The 21,071-nt window shown below is 62.9% G+C and carries 20 protein-coding genes; 7 read left to right on the forward strand and 13 right to left on the reverse strand.

Annotated elements, in window-relative coordinates; all coding sequences use genetic code 11:
* Positions 1-41: 41 nt before the first annotated feature.
* The 6 genes from J6524_RS28360 to J6524_RS28385 all read right to left on the reverse strand — a co-directional run bounded on the left by J6524_RS28360 (position 42) and on the right by J6524_RS28385 (position 6,972).
* Entirely contained in the window at positions 42-2,174 is a 2,133-nt protein-coding gene (locus tag J6524_RS28360) for a hybrid sensor histidine kinase/response regulator family protein (RefSeq protein WP_225676767.1), read from the reverse strand.
* A 220-nt stretch (positions 2,175-2,394) separates the two neighbouring features.
* The gene (locus J6524_RS28365) at positions 2,395-3,180 is read right to left on the reverse strand and encodes a succinate dehydrogenase iron-sulfur subunit (protein ID WP_225676770.1); all 786 of its coding nucleotides are present in this window, start codon (positions 3,178-3,180) and stop codon (positions 2,395-2,397) included.
* 24 nt (positions 3,181-3,204) lie between these two features.
* Positions 3,205-5,046 carry a succinate dehydrogenase flavoprotein subunit gene (gene sdhA, locus J6524_RS28370; RefSeq protein WP_225676771.1) on the reverse strand — a complete coding sequence of 614 codons (1,842 nt, stop codon included), beginning with the start codon at positions 5,044-5,046 and terminating at the stop codon, positions 3,205-3,207.
* Positions 5,047-5,049: 3 nt separating this feature from the next.
* Positions 5,050-5,424, reverse strand: a complete 375-nt coding sequence (gene sdhD, locus J6524_RS28375; protein ID WP_225676997.1) for a succinate dehydrogenase, hydrophobic membrane anchor protein — start codon at positions 5,422-5,424, stop codon at positions 5,050-5,052.
* Positions 5,425-5,438: 14 nt separating this feature from the next.
* Positions 5,439-5,837 (reverse strand): succinate dehydrogenase, cytochrome b556 subunit, encoded by a 399-nt coding sequence (gene sdhC / locus J6524_RS28380; protein ID WP_213289841.1) that lies wholly within the window; start codon positions 5,835-5,837, stop codon positions 5,439-5,441.
* A gap of 208 nt (positions 5,838-6,045) precedes the next feature.
* Positions 6,046-6,972 (reverse strand): LysR family transcriptional regulator, encoded by a 927-nt coding sequence (locus J6524_RS28385; protein ID WP_225676774.1) that lies wholly within the window; start codon positions 6,970-6,972, stop codon positions 6,046-6,048.
* A 145-nt stretch (positions 6,973-7,117) separates the two neighbouring features.
* On the opposite strand from J6524_RS28385, the gene J6524_RS28390 reads away from it, so the two are divergent.
* Entirely contained in the window at positions 7,118-7,978 is an 861-nt protein-coding gene (locus J6524_RS28390) for a sulfite exporter TauE/SafE family protein (protein WP_225676999.1), read from the forward strand.
* Between the two features lie 10 nt (positions 7,979-7,988).
* Here J6524_RS28390 and J6524_RS28395 read toward each other — a convergent pair whose 3' ends face one another.
* Together J6524_RS28395 and J6524_RS28400 are read right to left on the reverse strand one after the other, a co-directional pair.
* The gene (locus J6524_RS28395; RefSeq protein WP_225676776.1) at positions 7,989-8,501 is read right to left on the reverse strand and encodes a DUF3658 domain-containing protein; all 513 of its coding nucleotides are present in this window, start codon (positions 8,499-8,501) and stop codon (positions 7,989-7,991) included.
* A 27-nt stretch (positions 8,502-8,528) separates the two neighbouring features.
* Positions 8,529-10,058: a malonate--CoA ligase gene (locus tag J6524_RS28400; protein ID WP_225676778.1), complete on the reverse strand. Its 1,530-nt coding sequence runs from the start codon at positions 10,056-10,058 to the stop codon at positions 8,529-8,531.
* Positions 10,059-10,147: 89 nt separating this feature from the next.
* Here J6524_RS28400 and J6524_RS28405 point away from each other — a divergent pair, with 89 nt between their 5' ends.
* From J6524_RS28405 to J6524_RS28420, 4 genes are all read left to right on the forward strand, one after another.
* Positions 10,148-10,909 (forward strand): SDR family oxidoreductase, encoded by a 762-nt coding sequence (locus tag J6524_RS28405; RefSeq protein ID WP_225676780.1) that lies wholly within the window; start codon positions 10,148-10,150, stop codon positions 10,907-10,909.
* Between the two features lie 343 nt (positions 10,910-11,252).
* Complete coding sequence (locus J6524_RS28410) at positions 11,253-11,807, forward strand: fasciclin domain-containing protein (RefSeq protein WP_225676783.1); 555 nt, start codon at positions 11,253-11,255, stop codon at positions 11,805-11,807.
* A 182-nt stretch (positions 11,808-11,989) separates the two neighbouring features.
* Complete coding sequence (locus J6524_RS28415) at positions 11,990-12,619, forward strand: cytochrome b/b6 domain-containing protein (protein ID WP_225676785.1); 630 nt, start codon at positions 11,990-11,992, stop codon at positions 12,617-12,619.
* A 15-nt stretch (positions 12,620-12,634) separates the two neighbouring features.
* On the forward strand, positions 12,635-13,420 hold the full coding sequence (locus tag J6524_RS28420; protein WP_225676787.1) for a molybdopterin-dependent oxidoreductase: 786 nt from the start codon (positions 12,635-12,637) through the stop codon (positions 13,418-13,420).
* Between the two features lie 166 nt (positions 13,421-13,586).
* Here the strand turns inward: J6524_RS28420 and J6524_RS28425 are convergent, their stop codons facing one another.
* The 3 genes from J6524_RS28425 to J6524_RS28435 form a co-directional block, all read right to left on the reverse strand.
* Positions 13,587-15,245, reverse strand: a complete 1,659-nt coding sequence (locus J6524_RS28425; protein ID WP_225676789.1) for a tetratricopeptide repeat protein — start codon at positions 15,243-15,245, stop codon at positions 13,587-13,589.
* A 131-nt stretch (positions 15,246-15,376) separates the two neighbouring features.
* Positions 15,377-16,567 carry a YbfB/YjiJ family MFS transporter gene (locus J6524_RS28430; protein WP_225676791.1) on the reverse strand — a complete coding sequence of 397 codons (1,191 nt, stop codon included), beginning with the start codon at positions 16,565-16,567 and terminating at the stop codon, positions 15,377-15,379.
* Between the two features lie 87 nt (positions 16,568-16,654).
* Complete coding sequence (locus J6524_RS28435; protein WP_225676793.1) at positions 16,655-17,518, reverse strand: EamA family transporter; 864 nt, start codon at positions 17,516-17,518, stop codon at positions 16,655-16,657.
* 241 nt (positions 17,519-17,759) lie between these two features.
* Between J6524_RS28435 and leuB the strand changes: the two genes are divergently transcribed.
* Together leuB and J6524_RS28445 are read left to right on the forward strand one after the other, a co-directional pair.
* Positions 17,760-18,872 carry a 3-isopropylmalate dehydrogenase gene (gene leuB, locus J6524_RS28440; RefSeq protein ID WP_225676795.1) on the forward strand — a complete coding sequence of 371 codons (1,113 nt, stop codon included), beginning with the start codon at positions 17,760-17,762 and terminating at the stop codon, positions 18,870-18,872.
* A gap of 49 nt (positions 18,873-18,921) precedes the next feature.
* Complete coding sequence (locus tag J6524_RS28445) at positions 18,922-19,560, forward strand: DapH/DapD/GlmU-related protein (protein ID WP_225676798.1); 639 nt, start codon at positions 18,922-18,924, stop codon at positions 19,558-19,560.
* Positions 19,561-19,615: 55 nt separating this feature from the next.
* Here J6524_RS28445 and J6524_RS28450 read toward each other — a convergent pair whose 3' ends face one another.
* The gene (locus tag J6524_RS28450; RefSeq protein WP_225676800.1) at positions 19,616-19,990 is read right to left on the reverse strand and encodes a hypothetical protein; all 375 of its coding nucleotides are present in this window, start codon (positions 19,988-19,990) and stop codon (positions 19,616-19,618) included.
* Between the two features lie 223 nt (positions 19,991-20,213).
* Positions 20,214-21,014, reverse strand: coding sequence for a hypothetical protein (locus tag J6524_RS28455; RefSeq protein ID WP_225676802.1), 801 nt, complete (start codon positions 21,012-21,014; stop codon positions 20,214-20,216).
* Positions 21,015-21,071: the final 57 nt, after the last annotated feature.

The following is a 21,071-nucleotide window of genomic DNA, read 5'->3' on the forward strand; positions in this document are numbered from 1 at the left end:
AGGTTCCTGTTGTTGCGGTGCCTGAGGCTAGCCACCGCGCGTCAGGATGACGCCGGCGTCGGCGCCTGCTCGAATTTCCGCCGGCTCGCTTGCTGCAGCACGCGGGAAAGCTGCTCGATCGAATAGGGCTTTTGCAGCAGTTCGAAGCCGTAGCTGCCATGTTCCGACAGCACATGGCTGTAGCCGCTGGTCAGCACGACCGGCAGATCGGGATGGATGCGACGAATTTCCTGGGCCAGCTCAAGCCCGCTCATCCCGGGCATCACGACATCGGTGAATACGGCATCGAAGCGGTCGGCGCCGATGGCGAGTTCTTCAAGCGCATGCGTGGCGCTGCCGACGAGGCAGGTAGCATAGCCGAGTTCGGCCAGCGCGTCGGTTGTGAATCGTCCGACCTCGGCATTGTCCTCGACCACGAGCACCGACACTCCGCTGCCGTCGATTGCCGGAGCATCGGCGGTCGGGATCTGTCGCGATTTGCCGCTGCCGGCGGTGCGCGGCAGATACAGCGTGAAAATGCTGCCTTTGCCTACTTCGCTGGTCACTGTCACTTCACCGCCGGATTGCTTGGCGAAACCGAACACCTGCGATAGGCCGAGGCCGGTGCCGTGGCCGGCCGGCTTGGTCGTGAAGAAAGGTTCGAAGATGCGCTCGAGCTGATCCGCCGGAATGCCGCTGCCGGTGTCGGCGACCGACACCGCAACATAACCGTATGGATGTTGCGACAGCGGCGTCGCATTGGGCAGGCTGGCCGCCATTCCCACCGCGATCGTCAGCCGTCCGCGGCCGTCCATGGCGTCGCGCGCGTTCACGGCCATATTGATAATGGCGGTTTCGAACTGGCCGGCGTCGGCATTGACGAAGCACGGCTCTTCCGGCCCGAGGATGACGATCTCGATGCGCGAACCGATCAGGGTGCGGATCATTTCGCTCAGCGTCTGCACACTGCGCCCGACGTCGAATATTTCCGGTTTCAAGGTCTGCCGCCGCGCGAAGGCCAATAGCTGCCCGGTCAGCTTGGCGGCGCGGGTCACGGTATCCGAGATCGCGTCGATGTAACGCAGCCGCCGCGGCTCCGGCAGGTCGGGACGCTGCAGCAGGTCCACGGAAGCGCGAATCACCGTGAGCAGGTTATTAAAGTCATGTGCGACACCGCCGGTGAGCCGGCCGAGCGCCTCCAGCCGCTGGCCGTGCTTCAGCGCTTCCTCGGCCGCCTCCCGCTTCTCGGCCTCGAAATAAAGGTGGCGCGTCCGCCGCAAGGCGAGCCCCAGCAGGGCAAACAGCAGCGCGGTGGCCGGGGCGCCGAAGATCAGGTGCTGGCCCATGGTGGCCAGCCAGCGCCCGCGGATCGTCGAGGTCTCGAGACCGGCGCTGACATAGATCGGATATTCGGCGAGGCGTTGATATCCGAGGCGCCGTTCGATGCCATCGACCGGCGATGTGACGGTGATGAGACCGGCCTTGGGACCGGCGGCAATCGCACCGTTGCGGTCGATGCGAATGTCGCGGTCGATGGCGGGGAAACGCGCCAGCATGGTGCCGTCTGCGCGGCCGACCGCAAAAAAGCTGCCGGGCTCACGACCGATCCGGGCATAGTAGTTTTCAAAATATTCCGGCAGCACCGAGGTCTGGATCACGCCCGTGAAGCCGCCGTCGTCGCTCGGCCGCCGTCTGCTGACACCGAAGAACGGGGCGCCTTGATAGGGCGGCCGCGGCTTCAGCACTTCACCGATATAGGTGCCGATGTCGCCGGTGGCGTGGCTCCTGAAATAGTCCCGGTCGGCAAAATCGATCCCAGGCGCGGGGACGACGATGCTGTTGACGAGCGCACGGCCTTTGACGTCGAAAATCCAGGCCGACTTCACCTGCGGCAGCGAGGCAACCAGCTGCTTGAGCCGCAGATGCAGCGTCTGCTCGCGGGCGACGATGTCGGCATCGGGGACGCCGCGGATGATCTCGGCGATCTCCGACAGGCTGCGGTCGATGGTCTCGAAGACCTTCAGCGCATGCTCGTGCGCCACATCCAGTGCGCGCTCGATCTCGCGGTCGGCGGTGTCGCGGATCGAGACCCAGGAGACAGCGGACGCAAATACGAATAGCGCCAATGGAAGGGCCAGTGAGGCAACCATCATCCATTGCAGCAGTCTCAGCGAATTACGTTGCGCGATCTGCACGCTCGCTCCGGCTCATGCGCGAAGCTTAACGCAATCTTTTGTTGAGAACCAAGTGGGACCGATATGGAACCGAGATCGATGGCAATCGATTCAAATCGGGTTGTTTGCAGCGGCCGGCAGCCCGGACGAGCGCGAGCGATATCCGGCGATCGGCGTCCACAAAGACGTGGGTGCCCGGGACAAGCCCGGGCATGACGGATGGAGGATATTCGCGGCTGGGCTAGATCTGCCGCTCGACCATCTTGAGCTTGAGCTCGGCGATGGCCTCCGAGGGGTTCAGACCCTTCGGGCAGGCCTTGGCGCAGTTCATGATGGTGTGGCAGCGGTAGAGGCGGAACGGATCTTCGAGATTGTCGAGCCGTTCGCCGGTGGCCTCGTCGCGGGAATCCTTCACCCAGCGCGTCGCCTGCAACAGCGCCGCCGGGCCTAGGAAGCGGTCGCTGTTCCACCAGTAGCTCGGGCAGGAGGTCGAGCAGCAGGCACAGAGAATGCATTCGTAGAGGCCGTCGAGCTTCTCGCGGTCCTCGTGGCTCTGCTTCCATTCCTTCTGCGGCGTCGGCGTAGTGGTCTTCAGCCACGGCTCGATCGAGGCATACTGCGCATAGAAGTTGGTGAGGTCAGGAACCAGGTCCTTGACGACTGGCTGGTGCGGCAGCGGGTTGACCTTGACCGCGCCCCCCGCGGCGACGTCATGCATCGACTTGGTACAGGCCAGCGTGTTCTGGCCGTCGATGTTCATGGCGCAGGAGCCGCAGACGCCTTCGCGGCAGGAACGGCGGAAGGTCAACGTCGGGTCGATGTGGTTCTTGATCCAGATCAGGCCGTCCAGCACCATCGGCCCGCAATCGTTGATGTCGACGTAATAGGTATCGATGCTTGGGTTCTTGCCGTCATCCGGATTCCAACGATAGACCCGGAACTCGCGCGTTTCCGTCGCGCCGGCCGGCTTCGGCCAGGTCTTGCCGCCGGTGATCCTCGAGTTCTTGGGAAGTGTAAATTCAGCCATGCTTGCAAGCCTTCGCTGTCGTTCTCAGTAAACCCGCGCCTTCGGCGGGATGTACTGAACGTCATTCGTCATCGTGTAATTGTGCACCGGGCGATAATCGATCGTGGTCTTGCCGCGATCGTCGATCCAGGCCAGCGTGTGCTTCATCCAGTTCTTGTCATCGCGATCAGGGAAATCCTCGCGCGCATGGGCGCCACGGCTTTCGGTGCGGTTGGCGGCCGAATCCATCGTCACCACCGCCTGCGCGATCAAATTGTCGAACTCGAGCGTCTCGACCAGGTCGGAATTCCAGACCAGCGAGCGGTCTGACGTCGCAACGTCGCCGATGCCACCATGCACCTTGTGGATCAGGTTCTTGCCTTCCTGCAAGAGGTCGCCGGTGCGGAAAACTGCGCAATTGCTCTGCATCACGTGCTGCATGCCTTCGCGCAGCTTGGCGGTCGGCGTGCCGCCGGAGGCGTAACGGAAATGATCGAGCCGGCCAAGCGCCATGTCGGCGGAATCCTTCGGCAGCTCCGGCTGCTTGCCGTTCGCCGTCAGCTTTTCGGCGCAGCGCAGCGCGGCCGCGCGGCCGAACACGACGAGGTCGATCAGCGAGTTGGAGCCGAGGCGGTTGGCGCCGTGCACGGAGACGCAGGCCGCTTCGCCGATCGCCATCAGGCCGGGCACCACGAAATTGTCGTCGCCGTCCTTCTTGGTCAGGACTTCGGCGTGATAATTGGTGGCGATGCCGCCCATGTTGTAGTGCACGGTCGGCACGATCGGGATCGGCTCGCGGGTGACGTCGACATTGGCGAAGATCTTCGCCGATTCGGAAATGCCCGGCAGGCGCTCGTTCAGCACCTTGGGATCGAGATGATCGAGGTGCAGGTAGATGTGATCCTTCTTCTTGCCGACGCCGCGGCCCTCGCGGATCTCGATCGTCATCGCGCGTGAGACCACGTCGCGCGAGGCGAGGTCCTTGGCGGAGGGCGCATAGCGCTCCATGAAACGCTCGCCCTCGGAATTGACGAGATAGCCGCCTTCGCCGCGGGCGCCCTCGGTAACGAGGCAGCCGGAGCCGTAGATGCCGGTCGGATGGAATTGAATGAATTCCATGTCCTGCATCGGCAGGCCGGCGCGCAGCACCATGCCGCCGCCATCGCCGGTGCAGGTATGCGCGGAGGTGCAGGAGGCATAGGCGCGGCCATAGCCACCGGTAGCTAGAATGGTGGTCTGGGCGCGGAAGCGATGCAGCGTGCCGTCGTCGAGCTTGAGCGCGATGACGCCGCGGCAGGCGCCCTGGTCGTCCATGATCAGGTCAATGGCGAAGAACTCGATGTAGAATTCGGCGGAGTGGCGCAGCGCCTGGCCGTACATCGTGTGCAGCATGGCGTGACCGGTGCGGTCGGCTGCGGCGCAGGTACGCTGCGCCTGGCTCTTGCCGAATTCCACGGTCATGCCGCCGAACGGACGCTGGTAGATCCTGCCGTCTTCGGTGCGCGAGAACGGCACGCCCCAATGCTCCAGCTCGTAGACGGCTTCCGGCGCGTTGCGCACCATGTACTCGATCGCGTCCTGGTCGCCGAGCCAGTCCGACCCCTTGACGGTGTCGTACATATGCCAGCGCCAGTCGTCCGGATGCATGTTGCCGAGCGAGGCCGAAATGCCGCCTTGCGCCGCGACCGTGTGCGAGCGGGTAGGGAACACTTTGGTGATGCACGCGGTGCGCAGGCCCGCTTCCGAACAGCCGACCACAGCGCGCAGGCCGGCGCCGCCGGCGCCGACGACCACGACGTCGTAGGTATGGTCCTCGATCGGATAGGCTTTTCCGTTCGTGGCCGGGCCACTGCCGTTAGTGGCCTTGCCGTTATCTTCAGCGGCCATGGGCTATACTCCCGATGACAATTTGAGGATCGCGTAGATCGACGACAACGCCACCGCGATGCAGAAGAAGTTATTGGCCATGACGCTGACGAGCTTCACCGTCTCGTTGTGCACATAGTCCTCGATCACGATCTGCATGCCGATCTTCATGTGCCAGGCGCTGGCGATGATGAAGAGGACCAGGATGATCGCGATCGGAAGCGAGCCCAGGATCTGCGCGGCGCCGGCATGATTGCGGCCGATCAGCATCAGCACGATCACGATGACGGGCACGATCAGAAGCGTCATTGCCACTGCCGTGAGACGCTGGCGCCAGAAATCGCTGGTACCGGAGTGCGATGAGCCGAGGTTACGGACGCGGCCGAGCGGGGTGCGCATTGAAGAAGGACGGCTCATCGTCCGCCTCCCACGGTGTAGGCGATAATCCAGACCAGCACGGTCAGCGAAATGCCCGCGATCAGCGCGCCCCAGGTCAGGGCCTCGCGCTCATTGGCCTTGAAGCCGTAGCCGAGGTCCCAGAAGAAGTATCTGATACCGCTGACCAGGTGGTGCAGCAGCGCCCACGTGTAGCCGAATACGATCAGCTTACCGATGATGCTGCCGGTGAAGGCCTGGACATTGGCGTAGGCGCCGGGGCCGGAGGCGGCTGCGATCAGCCACCAGGCCAGCAGCAACGTGCCGAAATAGAGCGCAATACCCGTGGCGCGATGGATGACGGAAAGCGCCATCGTCAGGGTCACGCGATAGGTCTGCAAATGGGGCGATATCGGTCGTTCGATCCTGGCGGTCATTCGGCGGCTTTATGTTGTGTGGGACCGCGGCCGGCCCATCGGGGAACGCGGTAGATGAATTCTATTTACGGAGTCGAATCCGTCCGCGCAACGTCCAAATCGCTCGGAATTGAACTGCTGTTCATTCCTACGAAGCTGCGAAATGAGACGGATCAGCGGCTTGGTATACCACGGCAACTGCTCGCGGCCGAAGAATTGAATTTTGATTCTAGTGAGATATTCCCTCTGGACGTTCACCGAACGGATCGGTCCCGCGCCACCGCTCAACCAGATAATCGACGAAGGCCCTGATCTTCGGGGAAGCCAGCCGCGATGGTTGAAACATCAGGTGCAGCGGCGCCGGCGGTGGTTCGTAATCGGCAAGCAGGCGGACCAGCTGGCCGGCGGCCAGATCGGCTTCGGCCTGCCACGATGGCACGCGCGCGATGCCGACGCCGTCCTTTGCGGCCACGGCGAGCGCATCGAGGCTATTCATCCAGAGCCGGCCGGATATGCGGATTTTGCGGCCTGCTTTGCTGCCGTCAACGAAGCGCCACTCGGCGCTGCCCGGCGCATCGGAGAACACGAGGCAGTCATGATGCGCAAGATCGCCCGGCGTTTGCGGCACGCCGCGGGCGGCGAGGTAGGCGGGCGAGGCGCAGACGATCATCCGCAAGTCCGCCAGCTTGCGCGCGACCAGTTGTGAATCGCGCAGACGGCCGACGCGAATGGCGAGATGGATATCTTCCTCGACCATGTCGACGGCGCGGTCGACCAGCAGCAGATCGACCGATAGCGCCGGATAACGGCGCAGGAATTCCGCGAGCAGGGGCGCGATCACGAGCCGGCCCATCAGGCTTGGCGATGCGACGCGGATCCGGCCCGAAGGCTGGTGACGGTCGCGCGACAGCACCGCCTCGATCTCCTTCACCTCACCGAGGATTGCTTTCGCGCGCTCATACAGGATCCGGCCTTCGTCGGTGACCGCGAGCTGCCGCGTGGTCCGCAAGAGGAGGCGGGTCCCGAAATGCTCTTCCAACGCCGAGATCTGCCGGCTCACCGATGTCAACGAGCTCGGCAGCGATCGCGCCGCTGCCGAGAGGCTCCCGGTATCGACGGTGCGGACAAAGGTCGCCATCGCTGCAAGCAGGTCCATTGATCCTTCCGCATTTCGCAAGGGTGTCTGCAGAAGATAATGGATATTCCCGCATTTCAGAAGCAGCTAAGTCCCGCGGTGGACCGCCATGGGGCGGCGGGCGGTCATGCGGGCCGCAGAACCTGAACGCGGGATGCGAAAGACAATGATCGCCGGCCTCGATCTCAGGGAAATCATCGAACTCGCCTTGGCGCTGATCGCGGTTGGGGCGCTGTCGGGATTTCTGGCCGGCGTGTTCGGCATCGGCGGCGGAGCGATCCTGGTGCCGGTGTTCTACGAATGCTTCCGCCTCGTCGGCGTGCCGCTGGAAGTGCGGATGCCGCTCTGCATCGGCACCTCGCTTGCCATCATCATCCCGACATCGCTCTCGTCGTTTCGCGCCCATTACAGAAGGGGCGCCGTCGACATGGGAATCCTCCGGCGCTGGTGGCTGCCGATCGTGCTCGGCGTTCTCGTCGGCAGCGTTACCGCGCGCTACGCGCCGGAGCGGCTGTTCAAGATCGTGTTCGTGATAGTGGCGTGGTCGGCGGCGGCGCGGCTGTTGCTGTCGCGGGAAACCTGGAAGCTGGCCAACGATTTGCCGAAGGGCTTTCTGATGCGCGTCTACGGCTTCTTCGTAGGCCTGCTGTCGACCCTGATGGGCATTGGCGGCGGCCTCTTTGCGAACCTCTTGATGACGTTCCACGGCCGGCCGATCCATCAGGCGGTCGCCACTTCGTCGGCGATTGCAGTATTGATCTCGATCCCCGGCGCGATCGGTTATGTCTATGCCGGCTGGCCCGCCGCCGCGCGCTTTCCCGACGTCGCCGCGCTGCAGCTGCCATTCTCGATCGGCTATGTCTCGCTGATCGGCGCGCTATTGGTGATGCCGACCACGCTGGTTACAGCGCCACTCGGGGTGAAGGTGGCGCATGCCCTGTCGAAACGCGCGCTGGAAATCGCGTTTGGGGCCTACATGTTCATCGTCGGCGGCAGGTTCGTGATCAGCCTGCTAAAGGGACAGTAGCGGCTACAGGTCAGTTGGGCCGGGCCGCGCCCTCAGACTTCAGTCGCACCTCGCTATGGCGCCATTTGCGTACGTCACCTTGGTTCTCAATGAAGCCGGCCTCGACCAAAACCTCGATGCGAGCAGCGATGATTTGATCGCTGACCGCCAGTCCGATCTCCTTGCTTCGTACGACCGCGTTACCAACTACCATGGCCGTTTTCTGCCATCGCTGCTTCATGCAAGAGATAATGAGCTGGTCGATTGCACCTGCCGTTACCGTAGGCGGAAGCGAGACCTCTTCCCATCGAAGCGTGCTGATAATGTGAGGAGGTTCCTCGCTCGGCGGTTGCAGGTCCGGATACATCCTGTACATCACCGGAAGCAGCTCCCAGTGGAGCGCCTCGCTCACGGCGCCAAGCTGGTTTGCGAACGCAACGCGGTCTTCTCGATCAAGCTCACCTATGGCGAGCTCGGCGCGGCTATAGGCCTCCACGAGGTCCAGCAAGAGCTTGTGAATCTCAATGGCCTTCTCGCGATCCATGCATGCCCCCAAAGCAAGACCGAATGCCTATGCTTTCGTATAAATGCCCTTGTAGGTATCCCGCAAAATATTCTTCTGCACCTTGCCCATCGCGTTGCGCGGCAGTTCGTCGACCACAAACACGCGCTTCGGCATCTTGAACTTGGCGAGCCGGCCCTCGAGCGCCTTCAGCACGCTCGCTTCAGTGACTTCCGCGCCCTTGTTGCAAACCAATACGGCGGTGACGCCTTCGCCGAAATCGGCGTGCGGCACGCCGATCACGGCGGACTCGATCACGCCCGGCATGGCGTCGATCTCGCTCTCGATTTCCTTCGGGTAGACGTTGAAGCCGCCCGAGATCACGAGATCCTTGCCGCGACCGAGGATGTGGACATAGCCCTTGGCATCGATCTTGCCGAGGTCGCCGGTGATGAAGAAGCCGTCGTCGCGGAATTCGGCTTTTGTCTTCTCCGGCATCCGCCAATAGCCCTTGAACACATTGGGGCCCTTCACCTCGATCATGCCGATCTCCTCGCGCGGCAGCTCCTTGCCGGTTTCGGGGTCGGTAACGCGGACGGAGACGCCGGGCAGGGGATGGCCGACCGCCCCGGGCACGCGCTCACCATCATAGGGATTCGACGTGTTCATATTGGTTTCGGTCATGCCGTAGCGTTCCAGCACGGCGTGGCCAGTGCGCGCCAACCATTCGCGATGGGTGTCGGCGAGCAGCGGCGCGGAGCCCGAGATGAACAGCCGCATATGGCCGGTGGTTTCCCTGGAAAGCGCCGGGCTTTGCAAGAGGCGCGTGTAGAAGGTCGGCACGCCCATCAACACCGTCGCGCGGGCCATCAGCTTGATGATCATTTCAGGATCGAATTTCGGCAGGAAGATCATCGAGGCACGGGCGAACAGCGTGACGTTGCTCGCCACGAACAGGCCGTGGGTGTGATAGATCGGCAGCGCGTGGATCAGCACGTCCTTGTCAGTGAAGCGCCAGTAGTCGACCAGGCTATAGGAGTTCGACGCGAGATTGTCGTGCGTCAGCATCGCCCCCTTGGAGCGGCCGGTAGTGCCTGATGTGTAGAGAATGGCGGCGAGGTCGTCATTGGCGCGGGCAACCGTCGCGAAGGCAGCATCGGCCTTGGCGGCAGCCTCGGTCAGTGATCCCTTGCCGTCGGCGCCGAGCGTCTCGACTTTCGCCTTCACCTTCGCGGCGATGGCGCCGATGCCCTCGGCTTTCGAAGGGTCGCAGACCACAAGCGCCGGCTCGGCGTCGGAGATGAAGTAGTCGAGCTCATTGAGCGTATAGGCGGTGTTTAGCGGCAGATAGACGCCGCCCGCGCGCACCGTCGCGAGATAGAGGATCAGTGCCGGCACCGATTTTTCGGTCTGCGCTGCGACGCGGTCGCCGGGCTTGACGCCGCGCAATACCAGCACGTTTGCCATCTGGCCGGCGCGGGCGATCAGGTCACCATAGCTGATGCGCGAGCCGTCGAGCATTTCGATCGCGAGCCGGTTCGGATCGTCAAGCGTGTCGAACAGGCGGGAAAACAGGTTGGCGTTGGCGGTCGTGTTCATGCAACATTCCTTCAGGGCGCGCTGGCCAGCGGAATTTCGCCGGCTGGAATAGCAAGAACGCCCTTCAAAAAGCAACGGAGACAGTTTGCATGACAAATAGCGGGAAACGCGTAGCCTGGGTGACCGGCGGCGGCAGCGGGATTGGCGAGGCCGGGGCTGAGGCGCTGGCGGCCGATGGTTGGATCGTGGTGGTTTCGGGACGGCGCAAAGATGCGCTGGACACGGTCGTGGCCAATATCACCAAAAAGGGCGGCAAGGCCGAGGCGATCGCGCTCGACGTCAGCAACAAGGAAGATGTCGATAAAGCGGCGGCGCAGATCTTGGAAAAGCACGGCCGGATCGACCTTCTCGTCAACAGCGCCGGCATCAACGTGCCGAAGCGAAGCTGGGCCGACATGGAACTGGAGGGCTGGGACAAGGTCGTCGATATCAACCTGAACGGCGTGCTCTACTGCATGCGGGCGGTGCTGCCGGCGATGCGGAAGCAAAAGGACGGCTGCATCATCAACGTCGCATCCTGGGCCGGTCGCCACGTCTCGAAGATGCCGGGCCCGGCCTATACCACGACCAAGCACGCGGTGCTGGCGCTGACCCATTCCTTCAATATGGACGAATGCGTCAACGGCCTGCGCGCCTGCTGCCTGTCGCCCGGCGAGGTCGCAACGCCAATCCTGAAGTTGCGCCCGGTCGTGCCATCAGAAGAGGAGCAGGCAAAAATGCTGCAGCCGGAAGATTGCGGCCGCACCATCGCCTTCGTCGCCAGCCTGCCGCCGCGGGTCTGCGTCAACGAGATTCTGATCAGCCCGACGCATAACCGCGGATTTATTCAGACGCCGGCAAGCAGGGACTAAGGCGAACTCTCTCCAATCGTCGTCCCCGCGAACGCGGGGACCCATAGCTACCAGCGTTTGTTGTTACGCCACGCGGTAGCCACAGCGTTCGCGACGACGCAGGCCTGTGGTTATGGGCCCCTGCTTTCGCAGGGCGACGAAGGAGCGGTTGCACGCCATCACCGCACGGATTGCCCTCTCAAAAGTTTCAAGCATCACGATAAATTATTCTCCGAAACCGGCCCGAAAAACCTCCCGTAGCTCGGGCCAACGACGACGCAATCAACCGGTCCATCGACCCGCGCCGTTGTTTTCATCCCGGCGGATAACCCGCCGGCCATCGCAATCCTCGGGAGAAGATTCCATGTCCAAACGTATTGCACTGCTGTCGGCCGCCGTGTTCAGCGCGCTCGCCTTCACCGCCACCATCGCCGCGCCTGCGAGTGCGGAAGAGAAGACCGTGATGGTCGGCGGCGCCGCGATGTTCCCCTCCAAGAACATCATCCAGAACGCCGTCAACTCGAAGGACCACACCACGCTGGTCGCCGCCGTGAAGGCTGCTGGCCTCGTCGAGACGCTGCAAGGCAAGGGCCCGTTCACGGTGTTCGCGCCGACCAACACCGCCTTCGGGAAGCTGCCGGCCGGCACGGTCGAGACGCTGGTGAAGCCTGAGAACAAGGCGACCCTGACCAAGATCCTCACCTACCATGTCGTGCCCGGCAAGCTCGCGGCGGCCGATCTGAAGGACGGCATGAAGCTGAAGACGGCCGAGGGTGAACAACTGTCGGTCAAGCTTCAGGACGGCAAGGTCTGGATCGTCGACGCCAAGGGCGGAACCTCGATGGTCACGATCTCGAACGTCAATCAGTCGAACGGCGTGATCCATGTGGTCGACACCGTGCTGATGCCGGCGTCCTGAGCTCCCCGCGCGCCCCTGATCTGGTCCCAACAGGGGCGCGTGGATTGGCGAGCCGGGGCAACCCGGCTCGCCTTTTTGTGAAAGCCGATACGCGCCAGGCATCGATCTGATAGCGTGTTGGCAGTAACAGAAATCCGGTTCCAGGCGTATAAATACTAGCGAATTAGGAACGGGGAACAGCCATGTCGGCCGTCACAGTCAGCGACGAGCAAGCGACCTCAACCAAGGCGAAAGTTATTCAGCCGGCCTGGGTGCGGGCGCTGCACTGGACCAACGCATTCGCGATGGTTCTGATGATCATGTCGGGATGGCAGATCTATAACGCCTCGCCACTGTTCGACTTCACCTTCTCCCGCTCGATCACGCTGGGCGGGTGGCTCGGCGGCGCCCTGCTCTGGCACTTCGCCGCGATGTGGCTGTTGATGATCAACGGCCTGATCTATCTGGTGATGGGCCTTGTCACCGGCCGCTTCCGCAAGAAGCTGCTGCCGATTACGCCGGAGGGCGTGATCCAGGACACCAAGGCGGCGCTGACCGGTAAGCTGTCGCACGACGATCTCTCCAAGTACAATTATGTGCAGAAGCTGCTGTACGCCGGCGTCATCGTCATCGGCATTTTGGTGGTGCTGTCGGGCCTCGCGATTTGGAAGCCGGTCCAGTTTCAATATTTGACTGCGCTGTTCGGCGGCTACGAGGCCGCCCGTTACGTCCATTTCTTCTGCATGGCCGGTATTGTCGCATTCATGGTGATCCACGTCGCGCTCGCACTTCTGGTGCCGAAGAGCCTGCGCGCGATGATCATCGGCCGCTAGTCAAGGGAGCCAAACATGGGTCGCATGCGCAAACTCCTGATCCCCGGCGTCGACAAGACGCTTCTCGTCCGCGACGCCATCAAAACCATGCCGGATCTGACGCGCCGGCGCTTCATCTCCGGCGGCGCCAGCCTGGGTGCGCTGACGCTGCTGACCGGCTGCGACGTTACAGACAGTTTCTCGGCCGAGGAGATGCTGAGGCAGGTCTCGAAATTCAATGACAGCGTGCAGTCGTGGATATTCAATCCCAATGCGATGGCGCCGACATTCCCGGAAAGCGCGATCACCAAGCCCTTCCCGTTCAACGCCTACTATAGCCTCGACGAGGCCCCTGAAATCGATGGCAAGGACTGGAAGCTCGAAGTGCGTGGCCTCGTCGAGAACAGGAAGTCCTGGACGCTGGAGGAGCTCTATCAATTGCCGCAGGTCAAACAGATCACGCGCCATATCTGCGTCGAGGGCTGGAGCGCAATCGGAAGCTGGACCGGCACCCCCTTGCGCGATTTCCTGAAGCTGATCGGTGCCGATACCCGCGCGAAATACGTCTGGTTCCAGTGCGCCGACAAGGATGGCTACAACTCACCGCTCGACATGCAGAGCGCGCTGCATGCGCAGACCCAGATGACCTTCAAGTTCGGCGACGAGATCCTGCCGCGCGCCTATGGCTTCCCGATGAAGATCCGCGTGCCGACAAAGCTCGGCTTCAAGAATCCGAAATACGTGATCTCGATGGAAGTCACCAACGACTACAAGGGCGGCTTCTGGGAAGACCAGGGGTACAATTCATTCAGCGGCAGCTAGCCTCTCCACCGTCATTGCGAGTGCGGCGAAGCAATCGATCTGGCGGCATAAAGAAAGATGGATTGCTTCGTCGCTTCGCTTCTCGCAATGACGAGCAACTGAGACCGATGGGCCATGCGATGCATGCCCACCGCTCGGGCCGCATTCAACCTAGTGCACGAAACGACTACGCGGCTGCCATGTCCATCCGTCGGCAGAAGCAGGATGCCTTGATCGGAATCTCCGCCCGCGCCTGCGCCAGTTCGAGCCGCTGCCTGATCAAGGCCGCCTCGACCTTTTCTCCGCGGCGGACCAGGCATTCGTGCAGCCCGTGCAGCGACCAGAGATTATCGGGATGCTGGCAGGCGCGGCTCAGCTTGCCGTCGAGGCCGAGATCGGAGCGGTATACCGCCTCGGCTTCCTCGATCCGTCCCTGCTCGAGGAGAAGCGCGCCGAGCGCGTGCCGGGTCGGCTGCATCCATCCCCATGGCTCGTCATAGGGAAGGCCGTCGCTGAGTTCGACCGAGTTGCGCAGGTGCGCGAAGGCTGTGTCATAGTTGCCCTTGCGATACTCCAGTTCGCCATTCAGCATCGCTTCGGCGACGCGCAGGAGTTCGACGATCTTGTTGTTGTGGACGCGACGGCTCTCGGGCACGCGGGCCTTCGCCGCCATGAACGACGCCTTCTCCGCTTCGGCCTCGGCGACATTGCCGAGCGCTGAATGGGCGACCGCCTTGGCGTAGTGGATCATGGCGACGTTCGAGCAATAGAGGTCGCGATCTCCAGGCAACTCCTGCGCGATGATCTCGCGCCATTTGCCGAAGCGCACCAGCACGTGCTGCTTCATCGTCAGGTAGCCTTCGAGAAAATCCGCCATCGGCGGCGATTGAATACGCAACACCGCCTCGGGGATCGTCGCGATCAGTTCCTCCGCGGCCGCGATGGCGGGCGTGTACTGGCCCAGAAACATTGCGCCGTAGATTGCGAAGTGGAAGTTGTGAATGACGTAGACCAGGTAGACGCCCGGATCGTCCGAATAGGCGAGGAATCTGCGGTCGGTCGCCAGCGCCTTCTGATTGTAGACAAGGACGTCCCGATAGTGCCCGCACAGCACATCGAGATGCGTCGGCATGTGGATGAGGTGGCCTGAGTCCGGGACGATCTCGCGCAGCCGATCGCCGGCCCGCAATGCTCGCTGCGGAAACGGCGACATCTCCATCAGGTGGACATAGAGATGCAGCAGGCCCGGGTGATCCCATGCGGCGGGAATCCGGTCGAGCGCATATTCAAGCACCGCCCTGCATTCCTCAGTGCCCGCGCCCTCGGCAGGCTTACCGGAAGGCAGGTCCCACATCTGCCAGGGCGTTTCGTTCATGAGCGACTCGGCAAACACCGCCCGAACTTCGAGATCGTCGGGAAACGCGGCGAAGATCTTGCGCATTTCGACGGTGTAGGCCTTGTCCCAGGGCGACATGTCCTCGATCGCTTCGCGTTGGGGATAGCGCGCAGTGAGGGCCTGGATCATTGCCTGCTCGACCGGGCTTGCCTTTCCGGCATGCGCAAGGGCTGCCTGCATGGCGTCGTAAGATGCCGAGAGTGCCATCTGCCGTCCCAGCGCATCGTAGCGAACCCAGGGCAGATTGTAGTTGGGGCCCGAGGCATAGCTGATGCCCCAATGCGCCATGGCGCATTCCGGATCGTGGCTCAGCGCCTTCTGAAAGCATTTGATGGCTTCGCTATGGTTGAAACCGAACAGCCAGTTGAGGCCGCGGTCGAACCAAAGCTGCGTATCCTGCGACGACGTGGTGATTTTGCGGCTGTACGGCCCGAGATCGAAATAGCTCATGCCCCTCATCTCCATTATCGTTTTTCGTTTCTGGACTACGTGCGTGCGGCGCCGGGCAGGTACCTTATCACAAGGCTGCGGCACTTGAGGCCGCAAACTGCCGCAGGCGATTGTCATGGCCGCAATGGAATCTACGGCTTCTGCGCTATTTTCCGCTGAAATGCTGATAGCACTGCGCCCAGCGCCAGCATTGCGGCCGAGACGTTGAGTGCGAACGACAGGCTATCCACCGCGTCCGTGATCGCGCCGACCACGATCGGTCCCAGCGTCTGACCGATGCCGAATGATATTGTCATCGCTGCAATCGCGGCTGGCCAAGCCTGCGGCGGATAATTGAAACGCACGAAGGCGGTGGTAGAGCCGACCACGGCGAAGAAGGCGACGCCGAACACCAGGGCAGATATCGCGAGCAGCCACACGGACTGCCCGAAGATCGGCAGCGCAGCGCCGATCGCGTTGACGCCGAGAATGATCATGGTGGCGAGGCCGCCACGGTCGAGCGCGAGCACGCGCCGCCAGACCCACGCTGTTGCAAAAGCGCTGATGCCGATCAGGCTCCAGAACGCGCTTTGCGCCGCGGCGCCGCCGCCGGCATCGCGGACATAGGCGATCATGAAGGTCATGTAGGCGATGTAGCCGGCACCGAACAGGAAATAGCCGGCGAGATAGATCACGACCGGCGCGATGGCGAACTTCGCTGATGTCGCCGCTGCGGTCGCCACGCCGTCATGGAGCGGCGCGAGCAACACCGGAATCGTCATGACAACCGCGAGCCCCGTCATCGCCCACCAGACGATCCACCACGATCCTGGTCCAAAACCCTGCAGCACGAACGGCGCCACCAATCCTGATGCGAGGATACCGATGCCGGGACCGGCATAGAACAGGCTGAGCAGGAAGTTCGCGCGTTCAGGCCGCGACTGCGCAATGGTTGCAGCCAGCGTTCCACCGCCGATGAAACCGGCTGCGGCTCCGACGCCGGCCAGAAGTCGCGCGAAGCTCAGAATGTAGAAATTGCCTGACACGGCACACAGTGCCAGCGAGAGCACGCAGGCTAGCGTGCCCCACCGTACCGATGCCACCATGCCGAATCTCCGGATCATGCGCGAGGCAAGGAGAGCACCCGCGAGATAACCGGCCGCGTTGACCGTGTTCATGAAACCGGCCGCGGAATAGGACCACAGAAGCGTGTCGCGCATATCCGGCAGCACCAGCGCATAGGCGAAGCGGCCGATGCCGAGGCCGACGGTCGGCGCCAGCGACAGGATGAGGATCAGTCGCGCAGGATGGACGTATGTCTGGTGAATGTCTGGGGATCGCACTTAAAGCTCCGGCGGGCCGCTATCTTGACAGGCACACCTGCGCTTGCACAGGTGCGGCCGCTGCAACGGTGTCTTGCCAATCCTGCATCAGCCGATCAGCACCAGCACGACGCCGAGCACGGTCAGCGCGGTGCCCGCCACAATGCGGGCGGTGATTGCGATGTGCCTGAGCATGACAGCGCTCAGCGCCACCGTGACCAGCGGATAGATCGCAGCCAGCGGTGCCACTAGCGTGATCGGACCGTTGCGGACCGCGGCGAACAGCGTGAGCGCGCTCAAGCCGTTGCTGATCCCGGTCATGGCGAACCAGAACAGGCCGGCGCGCGGCGCTTGCACGATGAAACTGCCTTTGCGGAAGCGCTGTACCGTCAGCAGCACCAGCGACGACGTGACGTAGCCGATCAGGCACGCCCAGAGCGGGCTGGGCCAGACCGCAAGCCCGAGCTTGACGACAGGGGGCACCACGCCGCGGATCAGCGCGCTGCAGAGCGGCAGTAACAGCGCCCAACTCCGCCAGTGGCCGAGGTCGCGCGGACGGGTCACCGTGATGATCGCAGCACCGGCGACGGCGACAACGACGCCGAGAAGTTGCGGCGGATGCAGTGGCTCGTGCAGCAGGATCACCGCCGTGGCCACCGCAAATAGCGGTGCGAGGTTGCCGAGCGTGGAGGTGATGACAGGCCCGAGCGCCCGGTTCGAGGCAAAGGTGAGCAGCGTCAGGGAGGCCGGAAAGAACAGGCCGATGGTGATAAAAATCGGAAGGCCGGACCAAACCACGGGCTCGCCCTGCAGGATCAGCGGCGATAGCAGCAGGAACAGGAGCGTGAAGGAGGGGACGCTGATCGCGGCCCCCGAGAGCGGTTCGACGGTCCGCAGGCCCAGTTGCGCCAGAACCACCCCGGCACCCAGGAATCCTGCTGAAGCAAAGGCGTAGATGATGGCTAATGTCATGAGGTCCGTCTTGGTGCCTTCTTGAGGGGGCTGCGGGTTGCTCGTTCCCTGCCTTTTTGGCTTGTCTGCGATGCCTTGCCAATCCGCTTCGGGGGCTTTAGCACTCCGGCCGAATTTCTTCGTTTGTCATGCCCGGGCTTGACCCGGGCATCCATCCAACTTCAGAAGGTTTTGCGAAGCGGGATGGATTGCCGGGTCAAGCCCGGCAATGACGACAGTGGCAATCCAGAGGTAAACGACCATGGCGATCCATAAACTGCTGCTTCTCCCCGGCGACGGTATCGGCCCCGAAGTGATGACCGAGGTGCAGCGCCTGATCGACTGGCTGAACAAGCAGGGGATTGCGTCATTCGAGACCGAGCAGGGGCTGGTCGGTGGCGCCGCCTATGATGCGCACAAGGTCTCGATCTCGGAAGCCGACATGGACAAGGCCAAGGCGGCCGATGCCGTGATCTTCGGCGCCGTCGGCGGGCCCAAGTGGGACAGCGTACCCTATGAGGTGCGTCCCGAGGCGGGCCTCTTGCGGCTGCGCAAGGATCTCGGCCTGTTCGCCAATCTGCGGCCTGCCGTGTGCTATCCGGCGCTGGCGGATGCGTCGAGCCTGAAGCGCGAGGCAGTCGAAGGCCTCGACATCATGATCGTGCGCGAATTGACCGGCGGCGTCTATTTCGGCGAGCCGAAAACGATCACCGATCTCGGCAATGGCCAGAAGCGCGCCATCGACACGCAGGTTTACGACACCTACGAGATCGAGCGCATCGGCCGTGTCGCCTTCGATCTGGCGCGCAAGCGCCGCAACAAGGTGACCTCGATGGAAAAGCGCAACGTCATGAAGTCGGGCGTGCTCTGGAACGAGGTGATGACCCAAGTCCATGCGCGCGAATACAAGGACGTGACGCTTGAGCATCAGCTCGCAGATTCCGGCGGCATGATGCTGGTGAAGGCGCCGAAGCAATTCGACGTCATCGTCACCGATAACCTGTTCGGCGACATGCTGTCCGATATCGCCGCGATGCTGACCGGCTCGCTCGGCATGCTGCCCTCGGCTTCGCTCGGCGAGATCGACGCCAAGACCAAAAAGCGCCGCTCGCTGTTCGAACCGGTGCACGGCTCGGCGCCCGACATCGCCGGCAAGGGCCTCGCCAATCCGATCGCGATGATCTCCTCGTTCGGAATGGCGCTGCGCTATTCCTTCGACATGGGCGATCTCGCCGACAAGGTCGATGCGGCAATCGCAGCGGTGCTCGCCAGCGGTCTTCGTACCGCCGACATCAAGTCCGAGGGCACGACATCGGCCAGCACCACGCAGATGGGCGAGGCGATCATCAAGGAGCTGCAGAAGCTGCACGCCTGACGGGAGGCGGCGATAGCCGCGTCTCTCACAGCAGCATCGGAACCCTTTCATGGACGCATCGCATCGGCCGAAGATCGCGGAAACCGTCATCCACGAAACGGTGCGGCTGCGTGAGGCGAAGATCGGCCGGCGTTGCGAGGTGTTGTGCAACACCCGCATCGAATATGCTTCGCTCGGCGACTATTCCTATCTCGGGGAGAATTGCGACGTCGCCGATGCCGCGATCGGGAAGTTCACGGCGATCGCCAATTCGGTCCGGATCGGCGCGCCGAACCATCCCATGGGCCGCCCGTCCCAGCACCGCTTCACCTATTGCCCGGAATATTATGAGGCGACGGCAACGCGCGACCGCGATTTCTTTGCGGAGCGTCGAAGCGACCGGGTAACGATCGGCAACGATTGCTGGATCGGCCATGCCGCTATCATCCTCCCGGGCGTGACCGTCGGCGATGGTGCCGTCATTGCCGCAGGCGCAGTCGTCAGCCGCAACGCGCCACCCTACACGATCCTTGGCGGCGTCCCTGCGCGCCCCATTAGAAAGCGTTTTCCCGATGCGATCGCCGAAAGCCTGCGCCGCATCGCCTGGTGGGATTGGCCGGATGAAATCATCTTCGAGCGCCTGAGCGATTTTCGCTCCGAAGCGATCGAACAGTTTTGCCAGCGCTACGATCCGGCGTTCGCTGGCTGACGTCATAAAAAATGCCCGGTCTCGACCGGGCATTTTCGTCAGATGGCTGCCACTCTCAATACAGCGGAAACCGCGTCGGATAGCCACCCATGTCGGACGGCGGGTTGAGCGGCTGACGGTCGATCGGACGGTTCAAGTTCTCACGTCCAAACGACGGGTAGCCAAGTTCCGGCGGGAACGCGTAGTCCTGGAACTTGCGGTCGCCCGGCAGCACTTCGGTGCCCGCATCGAGCCATGAGCGCGTGGTGACGTAGACGCGGGTGCGCGGACCCTGCTGGTACACCCGGTTCGGACCGCTCGGCCCGTAATAAGGGCGGCCATCGCGGTCATATTGCTGCCTGGTCTGGGCACTGGCGGCGGTCGCGCTGACGAGGGTGGCGGCGGCAAGCAATATCGCGAGCTTGCTCGCAGCAGGGAATTTTGGGGTCATTGCATCCTCGTCATTAGCTACCCCCGGAGGGGCCTGGCGGATCGCCAAATCTGTCTGCCGGCATTGTAGTCACGGTGGGAGCGTCGTCGCTAGGTCAATTGCGCCACACCGCGCCGGAATAATGCGGTGCGAAGCGAGAAAGTTTCATGAAAACCAGTGTCTTGGCCGCTTATTGCCACAATCGTGAGTGGGCAGCCGAAAACCAGTGGTCGCGAGCGACGGATTAAAGAGCGCCGCGCAGCCGCGGGTTATCGGCGCGCGTCACCCAATCGGCCGATAGCGGCGGCGCGCCTGATACGCAATCGCTGCGCCGAAGCTCGGTGCGGGCGAACAGTTCGGCGAGTTTGGTATCATTGCCGGCCGTGAGCAGCATCAGCCGGTTCAGCATGCATCCGATCTCGGCGCGGCGGGCCGGCACGTCCTCGCCCAGGCAGGACCAGCCGGAGAGACGGAATTTCGGCTCGTCAACGTGCTTGAAAAACCGAAGGCAGGCGTGGGCCGCCTCCGAGCCGCCGATCCGGCGAAACAGGGTCACGGCGCCGAACTTGCTGTCGATGACTCCGGCCGCCTCCAGTTCGCGAACCCCAGCCGGGTCCAGCCTGGCGGCAAGGTAGCCAGCGGCCGAGCCGACCTGATCGAATTCATCGCCGGGGCGGTAGATTTCGAGCTCGGCGACCGGCGCGCCGCCGGTGCCGCTCCAGCGGAACACGTCCTTGCGGCCGCCCTCCGGGTGCCGAAGAGCTTCGTAAGTCTCTGTCTTGTCTGGGAAAATAAACTGGCTTACGGCGAACGCCGGCGCCGTGCGCCCGGCCGGGCTCCAGGCTTTGGGCGGCGGCTCCATCGCCGTGATGTCAGGCAAATGCTGCCATAGCGCGATACCGCAAATGGCCATCAGCGCCAGCGCCATCAGGTAAGCGCAGAGCCGGGCCAGCGTGGCGCAGACCTCGTCGACGAAGCTTACAAGCGCCGGGTGAATTCTCGCCCTATATTGGAAATTGGCCGTTCTGGCCGGAAACGAATGCATCAAACGCCCAAACGCAACCGTCACACGTTGTCATATCGGCGTTTCTCGCATAGAAGC

Origin of the sequence: Bradyrhizobium hereditatis (assembly GCF_020329435.1) — a bacterium.
In the GTDB taxonomy this organism is placed as follows: domain Bacteria; phylum Pseudomonadota; class Alphaproteobacteria; order Rhizobiales; family Xanthobacteraceae; genus Bradyrhizobium; species Bradyrhizobium hereditatis.

What these genes read in the sequence shown, in the direction of transcription:
- J6524_RS28450 (WP_225676800.1), bottom strand. Translation starts at nt 19,990, where the DNA reads ATGACCCCAAAATTCCCTGCTGCGAGCAAGCTCGCGATATTGCTTGCC.
- J6524_RS28420 (WP_225676787.1), top strand. Translation starts at nt 12,635, where the DNA reads ATGGGTCGCATGCGCAAACTCCTGATCCCCGGCGTCGACAAGACGCTT.
- J6524_RS28445 (WP_225676798.1), top strand. Translation starts at nt 18,922, where the DNA reads ATGGACGCATCGCATCGGCCGAAGATCGCGGAAACCGTCATCCACGAA.
- J6524_RS28415 (WP_225676785.1), top strand. Translation starts at nt 11,990, where the DNA reads ATGTCGGCCGTCACAGTCAGCGACGAGCAAGCGACCTCAACCAAGGCG.
- sdhC (WP_213289841.1), bottom strand. Translation starts at nt 5,837, where the DNA reads ATGACCGCCAGGATCGAACGACCGATATCGCCCCATTTGCAGACCTAT.
- leuB (WP_225676795.1), top strand. Translation starts at nt 17,760, where the DNA reads ATGGCGATCCATAAACTGCTGCTTCTCCCCGGCGACGGTATCGGCCCC.
- J6524_RS28405 (WP_225676780.1), top strand. Translation starts at nt 10,148, where the DNA reads ATGACAAATAGCGGGAAACGCGTAGCCTGGGTGACCGGCGGCGGCAGC.
- J6524_RS28385 (WP_225676774.1), bottom strand. Translation starts at nt 6,972, where the DNA reads ATGGACCTGCTTGCAGCGATGGCGACCTTTGTCCGCACCGTCGATACC.
- sdhD (WP_225676997.1), bottom strand. Translation starts at nt 5,424, where the DNA reads ATGCGCACCCCGCTCGGCCGCGTCCGTAACCTCGGCTCATCGCACTCC.
- sdhA (WP_225676771.1), bottom strand. Translation starts at nt 5,046, where the DNA reads ATGGCCGCTGAAGATAACGGCAAGGCCACTAACGGCAGTGGCCCGGCC.
- J6524_RS28390 (WP_225676999.1), top strand. Translation starts at nt 7,118, where the DNA reads ATGATCGCCGGCCTCGATCTCAGGGAAATCATCGAACTCGCCTTGGCG.
- J6524_RS28425 (WP_225676789.1), bottom strand. Translation starts at nt 15,245, where the DNA reads ATGAGCTATTTCGATCTCGGGCCGTACAGCCGCAAAATCACCACGTCG.
- J6524_RS28435 (WP_225676793.1), bottom strand. Translation starts at nt 17,518, where the DNA reads ATGACATTAGCCATCATCTACGCCTTTGCTTCAGCAGGATTCCTGGGT.
- J6524_RS28410 (WP_225676783.1), top strand. Translation starts at nt 11,253, where the DNA reads ATGTCCAAACGTATTGCACTGCTGTCGGCCGCCGTGTTCAGCGCGCTC.
- J6524_RS28395 (WP_225676776.1), bottom strand. Translation starts at nt 8,501, where the DNA reads ATGGATCGCGAGAAGGCCATTGAGATTCACAAGCTCTTGCTGGACCTC.
- J6524_RS28365 (WP_225676770.1), bottom strand. Translation starts at nt 3,180, where the DNA reads ATGGCTGAATTTACACTTCCCAAGAACTCGAGGATCACCGGCGGCAAG.
- J6524_RS28400 (WP_225676778.1), bottom strand. Translation starts at nt 10,058, where the DNA reads ATGAACACGACCGCCAACGCCAACCTGTTTTCCCGCCTGTTCGACACG.
- J6524_RS28455 (WP_225676802.1), bottom strand. Translation starts at nt 21,014, where the DNA reads ATGCATTCGTTTCCGGCCAGAACGGCCAATTTCCAATATAGGGCGAGA.